This window comes from Streptomyces sp. NPDC002643 (genome assembly GCF_053592555.1).
Genome location: NZ_JBSFVY010000069.1, coordinates 1 through 13,763, shown reverse-complemented (window position 1 = coordinate 13,763; position 13,763 = coordinate 1). Strand labels below are relative to the sequence as shown.

Below are 13,763 nucleotides of genomic sequence, written 5' to 3'. Positions count from 1 at the left end.
ACGTACTGCTCGGGGGTTGGATGGCGTGAACTTTGCTGAGCCGGCTGTACGCGACGGACATATGACACACCGGCCCGGCCCCTTCCGTCCGTACGGCGGCTGACCCGCCGTTCCACTTAGCTGCGGGCAATCGTGCCGCTGGGGCGGCACAGGTGGGCGCAGCGGCGCCCTGCGAGCGCCGGTAAGCGCGACCCCGGCCCGGCCAGCCCCGGCGCCGGGTGCCCCGTAGACACCGGCCCAGTTCAGCCCCTTACACCCCCCGCTCCCCCGCCACCAGCTCCGCGATCTGCGCGGTGTTCAAGGCGGAGCCCTTGCGGAGGTTGTCGGCGCAGACGAAGAGGGTGAGGGCGGTGGGGTCGTCCAGGTCGCGGCGCAGGCGGCCGACCCAGGTGGGGTCGGTGCCCACGACGTCCGCGGGGGTGGGGAACTCACCGGCGGCGGGGTTGTCGTAGAGGACGATGCCGGGGGCCGTGGCGAGGATCTCGCGGGCCTTGGGGATCGTCACCCCGGACTCGAAGCGGGCGTGGAGGGTGAGGGAGTGGGCGGTGACGACCGGGACCTGGACGCAGGTGACGGCCACGGGGAGGGCGGGAAGGCCGAGGATCTTGCGGGTCTCGGCGCGGGCCCTCAGCTCCTCCGAGGACCAGCCGTCGTCGGCGGGCTCCCCGGCCCACGGCACCACGTTCAGGGCCACCGGCTCCGGGAACGGGCCCGTGTTGTCGCCCACGGCCCGCCGTACGTCACCGGGGGTGGTGCCCAGTTCCGTGCCGGCGACGAGGGAGAGCTGTTGGCGCAGGGTGTCGACGCCCGCGCGGCCGGCGCCGCTGACCGCCTGGTACGAGGAGGCCGTCAGTTCGCGCAGCCCGAACTCGGCGTGCAGGGCGCCCAGGGCCACGACCATGGAGAGGGTGGTGCAGCCGGGGTTCGCGACGATGCCCCGGGGACGGGCGCGCAGGGCGTGCGCGTTGACCTCGGGGACGACCAGGGGGACGTCCGGGTCCATCCGGAAGGCGCCCGAGTTGTCGACGACGACCGCGCCCTTGGCGGTGGCGATCGGCGCCCAGTGCGCGGCGATCTCCTCGGGCACGTCGAAGAGGGCGACGTCGACGCCGTCGAGGGCCTCCTCGGTCAGCGCCAGTACCTCGACCTCCTCCCCGCGCACGGCCAGCTTGCGGCCGGCCGAGCGCGGGGAGGCGATGAGACGGATCTCGCCCCAGATGTCCGCGCGGTGGGACAGGATGCGGAGCATGACCGTGCCGACGGCGCCGGTCGCACCCACGACGGCGAGCGTCGGCCTGCCGGTTCGCCCGGCATCGGCGGCCATCAGCGGCCGACACCGCCGTCGTACCGACCGTACGAGCGGACCGGGCGGACGGTCATCGGCCGGTGCCTCCGTAGACGACGGCCTCGTCGCTGTCGGAGTCGAGGCCGAAGGCGGTGTGCACGGCGCGTACGGCCTCGGGGACGTCGTCGGCGCGGGTGACGACCGAGATGCGGATCTCGGAGGTCGAGATCAGCTCGATGTTCACGCCCGCGTTGGAGAGGGCCTCGAAGAAGGAGGCGGTGACACCGGGGTTGGTCTTCATCCCGGCGCCCACGAGCGAGATCTTGCCGATCTGGTCGTCGTAGCGCAGGGAGTCGAAGCCGATGGCGTCCTTGTTCTTCTCCAGGGCGTCGATCGCCTTGCGGCCCTCGGTCTTGGGGAGGGTGAAGGAGATGTCGGTGAGGCCCGTCGTCACGGCGGAGACGTTCTGCACCACCATGTCGATATTGACCTCGGCGTCCGCGATGGCGCGGAAGATCACGGCGGCCTCGCCCGGCTTGTCCGGGACGCCGACGACCGTGACCTTGGCCTCGGAGACGTCGTGGGCGACTCCGGAGATGATGGCGTGCTCCACCTTGTGGTCCCCTTGCGACTCTGGCTTCTCGTTGCTGACCCAGGTGCCCGGCAGTCCGGAGAAGGACGAGCGGACGTGGATCGGGATGTTGTAGCGGCGGGCGTACTCGACACAGCGGTGGAGCAGCACCTTCGAACCGGACGACGCCAGTTCGAGCATGTCCTCGGAGGAGATCCAGTCGATCTTCCGGGCCTTCTTCACGACCCGGGGGTCGGCGGTGAAGACGCCGTCGACATCGGTGTAGATCTCGCAGACCTCGGCGTCGAGGGCGGCGGCCAGCGCGACGGCGGTCGTGTCGGAGCCGCCGCGGCCCAGCGTGGTGATGTCCTTGCTGTCCGCGCTGACACCCTGGAAGCCGGCGACGATCGCGATGTTGCCCTCGTCCAGCGCCGTACGGATACGGCCGGGCGTGACATCGATGATCCGGGCTTTGTTGTGGACCGAGTCGGTGATGACGCCTGCCTGGCTGCCGGTGAACGACTGGGCCTCGTGGCCCAGGTTTTTGATCGCCATGGCCAGCAGCGCCATGGAGATACGCTCTCCGGCGGTCAGCAGCATGTCGAACTCACGCCCGGCAGGCATCGGCGACACCTGCTCGGCGAGATCGATCAGCTCGTCCGTCGTGTCGCCCATCGCGGAAACGACGACGACCACCTGGTGGCCGTTCTTCTTCGCTTCCACGATCCGCTTGGCGACGCGCTTGATGCCCTCGGCATCGGCTACGGAGGAGCCTCCGTACTTCTGCACGACAAGGCCCACGTGCGCTCCTCGCTCCGTTTCAGTCCCTTATCCGCACATACACACGTACTGCGGCGGTCGGCTCAGTCTAACGAGCGGCCGAAATGCCCTGCCGAGCTCCCGCATGGTGAGATGTCCCGCTCACCCCTTGATCACCTCGGATTTCTCCGGGCGTCCGCCGGTTTTCTCCCGGCTTCTCGCCCGGACATCCGGCCGCTCCGGGAACGTCTCTGCCCACCTCCCCGCCGAACAGTCGACGACACACCGGAAAAGTGCCCCGAGTCACACGAGAGGCCCCACGCCGCAGGAAGCGCAACTTTCAAGCACTAAGGTTCGTTGCCGTGCGCGTACTTCTGGTGGAAGACGATGAGCCGGTCGCGGAGTCCCTAAGACGCGGGCTCCTTCGGTACGGCTTCGAGGTGGAGTGGGTGACCACGGGCGGCGCGGCCCTGTCGTACGAGGGACCGTACGACGTCGTGCTGCTCGATCTCGGGCTGCCCGACACCGATGGACTCGACGTCTGCAAGGCGCTGCGGGACCGCAGCGCGGTGCCGATCATCGTGATCAGCGCGCGCAGTGACGAGACGGACCGGGTGGTCGGGCTGGAGCTGGGCGCGGACGACTATGTGTCCAAGCCGTTCGGGGTGCGGGAGGTCATCGCCCGGATCAGGGCGGTGATGCGGCGGATGCAGCCGCGTACACCGGACGCGCCCGCCGCCGGGCCCGACCGCTACGGCCCCCGGCTCACCCTCGACCGCAAGGCCGCGCGCGTGCACCTCGACGGCACCGAGGTCGGGCTCGCGCCGAAGGAGTACGACCTGCTCGCCTTCCTCACCGAGGAGCCGGGGGCGCTGATGTCCCGGGAGCAGATCATGGAGGCGGTCTGGGACGCGAACTGGTTCGGGCCGACCAAGACCCTGGACGTCCATGTGGCGGCGCTGCGGCGCAAGCTGGCCGGGGCGATCACGATCGAGGCGGTCCGGGGGGTCGGGTTCCGGCTGATCGTGACCGAGGACGCGAGCCCTGGCGCAGGCGGCGGCGCGGGTACGGGCGCCGGTGGCGCGAGCGGGAGCGGCGGAACGTCATGATCCGTCAGCTCATCCGCAGCTATGTCCTGCTCGTGGCTGTGGCGATCGCCCTGTTCACCGTGCCGGTGGCCTTCACGCTCACCGATCAGCTGCGGGGGGACACCAAGCAGTCCGTGCAGCGTGAGGCCGAGACGATGGCGCGGCTGCTGGGCACCGGGAGCGACGCCTCCTGCCGGGCCCTGATCCAGATGGCCAAGGCCTACCCGAAGCGGGAGAAGGTCCAGATCGCGACCACCAACGGTTGCGTACCGAGGGACCTGGAGCAGCCGGACCGGGACGCGGCCCTGGCCGAGGCCCTCGCCGGTGAGAAGACCGTCGACTGGGGCTCGAAGTTCATCTGGGGCAAGAACCTGGTGATCACCGTCCCCGCCCATGAGCGCACGGCGGACGGGAAGGAGACGGACGAGGTCGTCGGCGCCGTACGGATCGTCTTCTCCACCGACCATCTCACCTACCGGCTGTGGACGATCTGGGGCTTCCGGGCGGCGCTGGCCGTGCTGGTGCTGGTCGCGGCGGCGGTCATCGGCGTCTTCGCCGCCCGGCGGCTCACCGCTCCGCTGCGCCAGCTCAACGAGATGGCGAGCAAGATGAGCGACGGCGATCTGAAGGCGCGCTCCGCGGTCACCGGCCCGCAGGAGACCCAGACCCTGGCGCGCACGCTCAACCAGGCGAGCGAGCGCCTGGACACGCTGATCGCCTCGCAGCGCATCTTCGTCGCGGACGCCTCGCATCAGCTCCGCACCCCTCTCACGGCTCTGCGCCTCTCCCTGGACAACATCGCGGACGGTGTGGACGACGAGTTCGTACGGGAGGACGTGGAGCAGGCGACCGCCGAGGTGGTCCGGATGAGCCGGCTGGTCAACGGTCTGCTGGTGCTGGCCCGGGCCGAGGCGAAGGTTTCGGCGGCGGAACCGCTCTCCCTGCGGGAGGTCATAGACGAGCGTCTCGATGTGTGGAGGCCGGCCGCCGACGAGCGCGGAGTCACCATCACGCTCAGGGGGAGTGCCGACGGCCGGCTGCTGGTGCTGGCCAGTCCCGGTCATCTCGAACAGGTCCTGGACAACGTGCTTTCCAACGCCCTGGAGGTCTCACCGGACGGTGCGACCATCACGGTCCTGGTGGAGCCGAGGGGCGACGAGGTGGTGCTGTCGGTGCTGGACGAGGGGCCCGGTATGTCGGACGCCGAGAAGTCCCGCGCCTTCGACCGCTTCTGGCGCGGCCAGGGCCTCACCGGCAAGTCCGGCTCCGGCCTCGGCCTCGCCGTCGTCAAGCAACTCGTCACCGACGACGGCGGAACCGTGGCCCTCAAGGACGCGCCGAGGGGCGGTCTGTGCGTCGCGCTCACCCTGCGGGCGGCGCGACACGGGGGTGGCTGAGCCGTGGGGAAGGCCCAGCCGGGTGGGGGTGGCTGAGCCGGGGGGTGGAAGGCTCAGCCACGGCTGGGGGGCCGACCGCTGATCCGGGCTGATCAGCCCTCGGGCATCGCCGACGAGTGGTGGTTGACGATCTTCCAGACGCCGTTCCGCTTCTCGTACTCGTACGTGTAGCGGGCCTCGACGACGCTCTTCTCGCCGGTGTTCTTGTCGGTGAGCGTGAACTGGTAGACGCCGGCGTCGAGCGCGGAGTCGCTGTCGAGGACGTTGATGTGCGTCTCGATCTTCTTGCCGACCGGCTTGTTCTCCAGGAAGTGCTCCATGTAGTCGACGATGCCGGCGCGGTCGGAGCGGACCTCGTTGGAGAGGGTGGGCAGGAGCACCGCGTCCTTGGCGTAGCGGTCGGCGACCTTCTCGGCATCTCCGGTCCGCAGGGACGCGTTCCAGCCGTCGAAGAGCGCCGCGATCTCCTTCTCGGAGGGCTTCTTCGGCGCGGCCCCGGCCCCGGCCAGGCTGACACCGGCGGCGACGGTACCGACGGTCACGACGGCGGTGGCGGTGACGATGGCGGCGCGTATGCGGTTCTTGCGGGTCATCGTTGACTCCTCGGCGAATGTGGGGTGTTACTGCCTCCGCTTTCGTCCGCGGTGGAAGTGACTCCAGATTCGCGCGGAGCCGGTTAGGGGCCGTGCAACGCAAGTACAGGGCCGGTGCAGGGGGTGGCCAACTTACGGATGGTGTTCACGCGACCACTGAGACAACTCGCGCACATAGCTCATCACATGCTGAAGCGGGCGATCGTCCTGCCGGTCTCCGCCCGCGGCCGCCACGCACTCCGCCATGAGCGCGTCGAGGAGTTCCGTCGCGCGATGCCACTCACCGACCCGCGTCAGAAGACGGATGTGCTTCATGCGGAGGTCCACGGTCAGGAGGTTCAGGTCCCCCACGAAATCCCGGTGCAGCACGATCAACCGCTCGGCCAGTTCAAGAGCGACCCGTGTCTCACCGGCCTTGATCAGTGCGTCGAGACGCATCCTTCGGAGGGCCGCGAAGTGCGCGTCGTGTTCGTCCAACACCCCGGTGACTTCGGCGAGTTGGGCATCGATGGCCGACAGATCCGGATCTTCCCAGGTCAGCATGGTCAGCTTCAGCCGAAAACCGACCAGCATCGGGTCGTTGGGGGACAGGACGAGCGTCGCGTGTTCGACGTTCTCGCGTGCCAGCGCCGCCGCCCTGACGGGGTCCGTGTTCCACAACGAGACGGCCACCAGGTCACGTTCCCTCAGCGTTCGTGGATCACCGGCGCCGAACTGGGCCGTGGCCTCCGCCAGGTTGCGTTCCAGCAGCGGTACCGCCTGGTCGTAGTCGCCGCTCGCCAGGTGGAACAGCGGCAACTCCAGGCTCATGACAACGGCACTGTCGGGGTCGTCGCCCGCGAGACGTTCCAGAACGGCGACGCCCCGGCCGTACAATGCCTTGCCGCGCGCCACATCGACCTTCGCGAGGTAGGTCGCCGCGAGGATGAAGAGTGTCGCCATTTCCTCGGTGTCGGAGTCCGGTGACGTACAACTCGCCATCGCCTCCGCATGTGTCGCCCATACCTGCGCCGCCTCGCCCCAGAGAGTGTCGACAGGACGCACCTCGTGCAGGCGGCGGGCGACGAAGTTGCGCAGCCCTTCGGCCAGTTCCGGCTCCGCCGTCCGGGTCACCGCCTGGACCAGCCGATGCACCGAGAGGGTGTCGCCCCGCAGTCTGATCATGCTGTAGGCGACGAGGCGTCGTAGGCCCTCGTTGAGTTCGACGGGGTCGGTGAGTCCGTCCAGGTACGCCCGGGGGATGCCGTCCGGCGCCCACCAGGCGATGGTCCGCAGGATGCCCTGGGCGGCGGGGGTGTCGGCCAGCCGGTCCAGGGTGACCTGCCACACCCGCGCGACCGTACGGTGCGCGTCACCGCCCTCCGCCGTGGCCGCGTGCATGTCGGCCGGGCGACGGGCGAGGAGTTCGAGGTAGGCGCGCGGGGTGACGCCCGCCTCGCGGCAGTACGCGGCGGCCTGGTCCACGGCCAGCGGCAGGCGCCCCAGTTCGTCGCAGAGTTCCTCAACGCCGTCGGGGGGACCGTCGTAGACGCCGGTGAACAGTTCCACGGCTTCGTCCGGCGCGAGTACGTCCAGCTCCAGCGTCCGCGCGATCCCCCGCCAGCTCGTCGGGCCGCGCCGCGTGGTCACCAGGAACCGTCCGCTCGGCGCGCGGGCCAGCAGCGGCTGGATGGCCGAGGGGTCGGAGACGTTGTCCAGCACGACGAGCCAGTCGTCGTTGGACGCGAGCCATTGGACCGTACGTTCCCGAAGGGCGTCCTCCGTCAGTACGCCGACCAGGGCCGGTTGCAGGGCGCGGCCCAACGCGGCGAGGCCGGCGTCCAGTTCGCTCGCCGACTCGGCGGTGATCCACCAGACAGGGTTGAAGTCGGAGGTATGGGCGGCGGCCCAGTGCGCGGCGAGCGTGGACTTTCCGATGCCGCCGAGGCCGTGCACGGCGTGGACGACGACACCGCCCGCTCGGCCGAATGCCTCGTCCAGCAGCCGCAGTTCCCGCTCGCGGCCGACGAACTGCTCGGTCCGGTAGGGGAGATGGCAGATCCGGGCGGTGCCGGGATCGAGTGAGAGCGCCTCCGGCGGCAGCATCGTCGCCTTCGCGATCTGCGTGACGTGGTCGCCCGTCGACACATTGCCGATGTCCCGGCCCGCGGCGACGGACCGCTCCCCCGATGCCGATGCCGACGCCGATGCCTCGGTCACTCGCCCTCCCCCTGTTCCCCGGAAAGCCGGTCCGACAGTACTGGACACGCTCGGGTGCCGACGGGAATCCGGTGGTGCCGGGCGCCGTGCGCGGGTGATGCTCACGGCATGAGCATTCACACCGGCTGGATCACGCGTGCCGAGAACGGCGCCGACGACATCACCGCCATCCGTGAGATCGATCTGGCGGCCTTCGAGACCCCGCTGGAGGCCGACCTGGTGGAGGCGTTGCGGGCGGACGAGGCCTGGATCGACGGGCTCTCCCTCGTCGCGGCCACCGGGGCGGGCAGGGTGGTGGGCCACGCCCTCCTCACCCGCTGCCACATCGATGACACCCCGGCGCTGTGTCTGGGCCCGGTCGCCGTACTGCCCGGACACCAGGGAACCGGGGCGGGCTCCGCCGTCATCCGGGCCGCGCTCAAGGCGGCCGAGAAGCTGGGCGAACACTTCGTCGTCGTCCTCGGCCACCCGCCCTACTACCCCCGCTTCGGCTTCACCCGGGCCTCCGCCCACGGCATCCGGATCACCATCGACGTCCCGGACGAGGCCCTGATGGCCCTCACCCTCGACCCGATCGGCCACCCACTGCCCAGCGGCACCATCCGTTACGCCGCGCCGTTCGGAATCTAGGGCCGGCCGAAGGTGTTTCGGGGGAGCGAGGGAAGGAGCGCGGTCGTGGGTGGAGTGCCGCTGGGCGAGACGTTTCACAGCGCCGGCTCGGGAGTCGTCCGGTGGGGGACGGTCGGGGAGGCGGGGCGGGAGCCCGTCGTCCTGCTGCATGGGACACCCTTCTCGTCGTATGTGTGGCGGGGGGTCGCGCGGGGGCTCGCCGGGCGCGGGTACCAGGTGTTCGTGTGGGACATGCCGGGCTATGGCGCGTCGGAGATGTCCGCCGGGCAGGATGTGTCGCTGGCCGCCCAGGGGAGGGTGTTCACGGAGCTTCTGGCGCACTGGGGGCTTGAGGAGCCGTTGGTCGTGGCGCACGACTTCGGTGGGGCGGTCTCGTTGCGGGCGCACCTGCTGCACGGTGCCCGGTATCGCGCGCTGGCGCTCGTCGACCCGGTGGCGCTGGCGCCCTGGGGCTCGCCCTCGTTCCGGCTGCTCGGCGAACACGCCGGTGTGTTCGAGCAGTTGCCACCCGCACTGCATCGCGCGCTGGTGCGGGAGTACGTGAGTTCGGCCAGCGGCCCCGGGCTGCACCCGGCGGTGCTCGACCAGCTCGTACAACCCTGGCTGGGTGAGCACGGCCGGCCCGCGTTCTACCGGCAGATCGCCCAGGCGGACCAGGCCCACACCGACGAGATCGAGGGGCGTTACGGCGAGATCGGCATCCCCACGCTGGTCTGCTGGGGCGAGGACGACACCTGGATACCGGTGGCGAAGGGCCGGGAGCTGGCCGCCCGAATCCCCGGCGCCCGCTTCGAACCGATCGCCGGCGCCGGCCACCTCGTACAGGAGGACGCGCCCGCCGAACTCACGGCCGCGCTCCTCGACTTCCTCCGGAGCCGGCGCGCGTCTCGGGAGGGCTAGAGCCCCACTACAGCGTCCCCAGGGCCGGGGCGAACGCGATCAGCAGGGGGAGCAGGGCCAGCAGCGCGGCGGCGGTCGTCGTCGCCGTACGGCGGAGGCGGTCCAGGCGGGGCGGCGGCTCCAGCAGGCGCTCCACCCGGTCGCCCAGCAACCGCCGGGTGCTCGCGCAGCTCAACACGCCCCGGTGCTGGTTGAGTTCGATCAGGGCGAGGGCGGTGGTGAGGTGGCCGCAGCGGCGGGACGCCGTGTCGTCGGCGGCCAGTTCGACCAGCCGGTGGGTCTGGTCGGCGAAGTGGGCGAAGAGCGGGATACGGGGGAAGCCGGTGGCGAGCGCCGTGGAGAGGTGGAGCAGCCAGTCGTGGCGGGCCCGGGCGTGGCCGAGTTCATGGGCCAGTACGGCGTCCAGCTGACGGTCGGTGAGCTTGGCCAACGCGCCGGTGGAGACGACCAGTTGGGGCGGTGCGCCCGGCATCAGCCAGGCGTCCGGGTACTCGTCCTCCAGAACGAGCAGAGGGCCCTGCGCGTCGGGGAGTCCGGCCGGGAGATCGGGCGCCCGTTCCCGCAGGTGCGCCCGGCGCAGCGTACGGCGGCGCCTCGCCTCGACCAGCTCCCGTACGAGCATCGCGCCGCTCCAGGCCGCGCCGCAGGCCAGCAGCAGGGTGAGTACGGCCGTCCAGCGCGGCGCGGCCGTCAGGTCGTACGCGGCGGTCACGGCGGCCGGGGCGGGGGCGAAGGCGTGGGTGCGGACCGTCTCGAACACCGCCGCGGCCCCGAGCACCAGGGCCGCGAGACAGCTGAGCAGCGCTGTCGCGACCAGGCACTGCCAGGCCCATAGCGCCACCACCGGTTCCCGCTCGGCCCACCTGGCCCTCAGCAGGGCACGGGGCCCCAGCCAGGCGGCGGTCAGGGCCACGGCGACGAGAAGAGGCAGGATGACGGTCACGTCAGCGGGTCCGGTTCCTGTCGGGGGTGGGCGAGGACGTGCACATGAGTGTGCGGGCGAGTCGAGTGAACACGCTACCGGGGAATCGGGGGGATGCGGCTGCCCCGGCGCCGGGGTAGTTGTCCGGACGACGCCTTATAGCTCGGGGGGTGGTGCGATTTTGGCGACTGCGGGTGGGTGGGGGCTGGTCGCGCCCACGCGGCGGAGCCGCATATCGACACAGCCCCGCGCCCCTGAAAAGCGGGGGCCTGCGGCCCGCTTTTTCACCGACCCGCAGCCCGGTGTTCGTCGCGGCCGCAGGCCCACGCTCCAGGGCCGCAGGCCCATGCTTTTAGGGGCGCGGGGAACTGCGCGAGCAACCCCCACCCACCCGCACCCGAATAACGCCCCCCGCCGGGAGGCTACTTCTTCTTCATGCCCAGTGGCCTCGTGATCTCCTCGGTCATGATCTTGCCCGCCTCGAACTCCAGGGTCTCGTCGCCCATCATCGGGAGGTCGGTGTCGAGGCCGTCGAGTTCGGCGAGGGGCTGGTTGAGGCGGACGTGCGCCACCAGGGACTGGAGGGCGCGAAGGGTCGCCGACGCCGTCGAACCCCAGTTGGAGAAGTAGGAGAACTGCCACCACCACAGGGCCTCGGTGTGGCGGCCGGCGCGGTAGTGGGCCATGCCGTGGCGGAGGTCGGTGATGACGTCGGCGAGGTCGTCGGAGATCCGGGCCGGCACGGGGGCCTTGCGGGGCTCGTAGGGGTCGAAGACCTCGGAGTAGACGTCGATCGGTTCGAGCATCGTGGCGAGGCGCTCGCGCAGCTCGTCGACGTCCGGCTCGGGACCCAGGTCGGGCTCGTAGCGCTCGTCCGGCACGATGTCCTCGTGCGCGCCGAGGCGGCCGCCCGCCAGGAGGAGCTGGGAGACCTCCAGCAGCAGGAAGGGCACGGCCGAGTCCGGCTCGTCGCCCTTGGCCACCTCCGTGACCGCGACCAGGAAGCTCTCGATCTGGTCCGCGATCTGGACGGCGAAGTCGTCCGGGTTCTGGCCGGTCGCGTGCAGCGTGGCGTCAGACATCCAGCAATCGTCTCCCCTCGAAGGCGCGTCCGAGGGTCACCTCGTCCGCGTATTCCAGGTCGCCACCCACCGGGAGGCCGCTGGCCAGGCGGGTGACCTTGAGGCCCATGGGTTTGATCATGCGGGCGAGGTAGGTCGCGGTGGCCTCGCCCTCCAGGTTCGGGTCGGTGGCCAGGATCAGCTCCGTGACCGTCCCGTCGGCCAACCGCGCGAGAAGTTCCCGTATACGCAGGTCGTCCGGACCCACTCCCTCGATGGGGCTGATCGCGCCGCCGAGGACGTGGTAGCGGCCCCGGAACTCGCGGGTCCGCTCGATCGCCACGACGTCCTTGGGCTCCTCCACGACACAGATCACCGACGGGTCGCGGCGGGTGTCGCGGCAGATGTTGCACAGCTCCTCCTGCGCGACATTGCCGCAGACCGCGCAGAAGCGGACCTTCGCCTTCACCTCAAGCAGGGCCTGGGCGAGGCGCCGTACGTCGGTCGGCTCCGCCTGCAGGATGTGGAAGGCGATCCGCTGCGCGCTCTTGGGACCGACGCCGGGCAGCCGCCCCAGCTCGTCGATGAGGTCCTGGACCACGCCTTCGTACACGGACTGCCGTCCTTCCTGGTGTCTTTCAGTACGTACCGTAGTCGGCCGCCGGTGTCCGGAGGAAGGCGGTACGGGGGCTCGGATGGGTTCAGCGGGGGTTGCGGTTGTTCACGTCGCGTCGGAACGCGCGCCAGCGGGACCGGCGCCCTCCTCGTTCAGAACGGCAGGCCGGGGATGCCCAGGCCGCCGCCTCCGCCGCCGAGGCCCTGGGCGAGGGGGCCGAGCTTCTGCTGCTGGAGGGTCTGGGCGTTCTCGTTGGCCGCCTGGACGGCCGCGACGATCAGGTCGGCGAGGGTTTCCGTGTCGTCGGGGTCCACGGCCTTGGGGTCGATCTTGAGGGCGCGCAGCTCGCCGGAGCCGTTGACGGTGGCCTTGACCAGGCCGCCGCCCGCCTGCCCGTCGACCTCCGTGCGCGCGAGCTCCTCCTGGGCCCTCGCCAGGTCCTGCTGCATCTTCTGGGCCTGCTGGAGCAACTGCTGCATATTGGGCTGGCCACCACCGGGGATCACGTTCAGCTCCCTCGTACGAGTCCTTGCGAACGTCTCCGGGGACGTTCTTGCGGTCGCCACGAGCCTACGTGGTCGGCCCGGCCCGCGCTTTGCCACTCTTTCGGGTTAAGCCGGCGGGGATTCGTATACCTGATCAAGGGCAACTTCCAGGGGTAAAAGCGGTGAAACCGGGGTCTTCGCCACCCATTGGGAGGTAGGAAGGGTCCGGCCGCGTGCTGTCGTGCAGGAGCGTCGTCAGTAGAGGGAGTGCCGGGTGAGCCAGCCGGAGATGCAGCCCGAGGGGGGTCCCCAGGATGGGCGGGGTGAGGGGTCCGGGCTGTGGGCGGAGCCGTGGACGGCGGCGAGCGGGCCGTGGGCCGGGGATCTGGCCGGGCGGCCGTTTCCGCACGGGGACTGGGGGGCGCCCGCGGAACGGCTCGACGAGTTGTACCGGTGGGTGGAGCGGGCGGCGCTGGAGACCGCCGCGTGGTATCTCGCCGACCGGGTGTGGAAGCGGCTGGGGGCGCGGCTGCTGCGGGTCGGGGCGGCGGTCGGGGCGCTCGCCGGGGCCGCGCTGCCGCTCCTCGATCTCACGGGGGTGGTGGGCGGGGTCGCGCCCTGGGGGTATCTCGCCCTGTTGTGCTGTGTGGCGTGTGTCGCGGTGGATCGGTTTTTCGGGGTGACGTCCGGGTGGATGCGGGATGTGGCCACTGCTCAGGCTGTGCAGCGGCGGTTGCAGGCGTTGCAGTTCGACTGGGCGTCGGAGAGTGCGCGGGAGGTGCTGGGGCCCGCGGAGGGGACGGCCGGGGAGGCGGCGGAGCGGTGTCTTGGGGTGCTGAGGCGGTTCTCCGAGGACATCACGGAGCTGGTGCGGGTGGAGACCGCGGATTGGATGGGGGAGTTTCGGGGTGGGGGGGCTGTGCCGTTGGGGGGGCGGGGTGGGGGGGCCGTGTCTCGGCCGGAGGGGGGGACTGGGGGGCGGTTGTCCATGTTGCCGGGGGCTCGGCCGAATATGCCTCGGCAGCGGCCGCCGGAGGCGCGGTGAGTGGGGTCTGACCTGGCCTTTTTTCGCCCCCGCCGCCCCTACCCGTCCCGTCCCCAGGGGCTGTGCCCCTTCGACCCCGCCGGGGATCGGGGCCGTTTTTTCGCCTGCGGGTGGGTGGGGGCTGGGCGCGCAGTTCCCCGCGCCCCTGAAAAAGCGGGGGCTGCGCCCCGCTTTTTCATCGGCCCGCAGGGCCGTGTCTTTAAGGGGCGCGG

Annotated in this window: 13 protein-coding genes; 5 read left to right on the top strand and 8 right to left on the bottom strand. The window is 70.8% G+C overall.

The window, feature by feature from the left end; genetic code table 11:
• Nucleotides 1-250: 250 nt before the first annotated feature.
• Together ACWD4G_RS45120 and ACWD4G_RS45115 are read right to left on the bottom strand one after the other, a co-directional pair.
• Nucleotides 251-1,324, bottom strand: a complete 1,074-nt coding sequence (locus tag ACWD4G_RS45120; RefSeq protein ID WP_451304488.1) for an aspartate-semialdehyde dehydrogenase — start codon at nucleotides 1,322-1,324, stop codon at nucleotides 251-253.
• Between the two features lie 52 nt (nucleotides 1,325-1,376).
• Nucleotides 1,377-2,657, bottom strand: coding sequence for an aspartate kinase (locus ACWD4G_RS45115; protein ID WP_451304486.1), 1,281 nt, complete (start codon nucleotides 2,655-2,657; stop codon nucleotides 1,377-1,379).
• A 320-nt stretch (nucleotides 2,658-2,977) separates the two neighbouring features.
• On the opposite strand from ACWD4G_RS45115, the gene ACWD4G_RS45110 reads away from it, so the two are divergent.
• The gene (locus tag ACWD4G_RS45110) at nucleotides 2,978-3,724 is read left to right on the top strand and encodes a response regulator transcription factor (protein ID WP_451304484.1); all 747 of its coding nucleotides are present in this window, start codon (nucleotides 2,978-2,980) and stop codon (nucleotides 3,722-3,724) included.
• Nucleotides 3,721-5,100 (top strand): HAMP domain-containing sensor histidine kinase, encoded by a 1,380-nt coding sequence (locus ACWD4G_RS45105; protein WP_451304482.1) that lies wholly within the window; start codon nucleotides 3,721-3,723, stop codon nucleotides 5,098-5,100. The genes ACWD4G_RS45110 and ACWD4G_RS45105 overlap by 4 nt, the downstream gene beginning before the upstream one ends.
• Nucleotides 5,101-5,192: 92 nt before the next feature.
• On the opposite strand, the gene ACWD4G_RS45100 is transcribed toward ACWD4G_RS45105, so the two are convergent.
• Together ACWD4G_RS45100 and ACWD4G_RS45095 are read right to left on the bottom strand one after the other, a co-directional pair.
• The gene (locus ACWD4G_RS45100) at nucleotides 5,193-5,693 is read right to left on the bottom strand and encodes an SgcJ/EcaC family oxidoreductase (protein ID WP_451304480.1); all 501 of its coding nucleotides are present in this window, start codon (nucleotides 5,691-5,693) and stop codon (nucleotides 5,193-5,195) included.
• 132 nt (nucleotides 5,694-5,825) lie between these two features.
• Nucleotides 5,826-7,892 carry an AAA family ATPase gene (locus ACWD4G_RS45095; RefSeq protein WP_451304478.1) on the bottom strand — a complete coding sequence of 689 codons (2,067 nt, stop codon included), beginning with the start codon at nucleotides 7,890-7,892 and terminating at the stop codon, nucleotides 5,826-5,828.
• A 108-nt stretch (nucleotides 7,893-8,000) separates the two neighbouring features.
• Between ACWD4G_RS45095 and ACWD4G_RS45090 the strand changes: the two genes are divergently transcribed.
• On the top strand, nucleotides 8,001-8,522 hold the full coding sequence (locus ACWD4G_RS45090) for a GNAT family N-acetyltransferase (RefSeq protein WP_451304476.1): 522 nt from the start codon (nucleotides 8,001-8,003) through the stop codon (nucleotides 8,520-8,522).
• Nucleotides 8,523-8,567: 45 nt separating this feature from the next.
• A complete protein-coding gene (locus ACWD4G_RS45085) occupies nucleotides 8,568-9,422 on the top strand; it encodes an alpha/beta fold hydrolase (protein ID WP_451304474.1) in 855 nt (284 codons plus the stop codon).
• 7 nt (nucleotides 9,423-9,429) lie between these two features.
• Here ACWD4G_RS45085 and ACWD4G_RS45080 read toward each other — a convergent pair whose 3' ends face one another.
• The 4 genes from ACWD4G_RS45080 to ACWD4G_RS45065 form a co-directional block, all read right to left on the bottom strand.
• On the bottom strand, nucleotides 9,430-10,365 hold the full coding sequence (locus ACWD4G_RS45080; protein WP_451304472.1) for a M56 family metallopeptidase: 936 nt from the start codon (nucleotides 10,363-10,365) through the stop codon (nucleotides 9,430-9,432).
• Between the two features lie 401 nt (nucleotides 10,366-10,766).
• Entirely contained in the window at nucleotides 10,767-11,426 is a 660-nt protein-coding gene (locus tag ACWD4G_RS45075) for a DUF5063 domain-containing protein (RefSeq protein WP_451304470.1), read from the bottom strand.
• Nucleotides 11,419-12,018 carry a recombination mediator RecR gene (recR, locus tag ACWD4G_RS45070; RefSeq protein ID WP_451304468.1) on the bottom strand — a complete coding sequence of 200 codons (600 nt, stop codon included), beginning with the start codon at nucleotides 12,016-12,018 and terminating at the stop codon, nucleotides 11,419-11,421. Before recR ends, ACWD4G_RS45075 begins: the two co-directional genes overlap by 8 nt.
• A gap of 155 nt (nucleotides 12,019-12,173) precedes the next feature.
• A complete protein-coding gene (locus ACWD4G_RS45065) occupies nucleotides 12,174-12,527 on the bottom strand; it encodes a YbaB/EbfC family nucleoid-associated protein (protein WP_451304466.1) in 354 nt (117 codons plus the stop codon).
• A gap of 253 nt (nucleotides 12,528-12,780) precedes the next feature.
• Here ACWD4G_RS45065 and ACWD4G_RS45060 point away from each other — a divergent pair, with 253 nt between their 5' ends.
• Nucleotides 12,781-13,551 (top strand): SLATT domain-containing protein, encoded by a 771-nt coding sequence (locus ACWD4G_RS45060; protein WP_451304464.1) that lies wholly within the window; start codon nucleotides 12,781-12,783, stop codon nucleotides 13,549-13,551.
• The last annotated feature ends 212 nt before the right edge of the window (nucleotides 13,552-13,763 follow it).

Excerpts from the sequence above, each read along its gene's own strand:
- ACWD4G_RS45105 (WP_451304482.1), top strand. The coding sequence starts at position 3,721 with ATGATCCGTCAGCTCATCCGCAGCTATGTCCTGCTCGTGGCTGTGGCG.
- ACWD4G_RS45075 (WP_451304470.1), bottom strand. The coding sequence starts at position 11,426 with ATGTCTGACGCCACGCTGCACGCGACCGGCCAGAACCCGGACGACTTC.
- ACWD4G_RS45090 (WP_451304476.1), top strand. The coding sequence starts at position 8,001 with ATGAGCATTCACACCGGCTGGATCACGCGTGCCGAGAACGGCGCCGAC.
- ACWD4G_RS45120 (WP_451304488.1), bottom strand. The coding sequence starts at position 1,324 with ATGGCCGCCGATGCCGGGCGAACCGGCAGGCCGACGCTCGCCGTCGTG.
- ACWD4G_RS45100 (WP_451304480.1), bottom strand. The coding sequence starts at position 5,693 with ATGACCCGCAAGAACCGCATACGCGCCGCCATCGTCACCGCCACCGCC.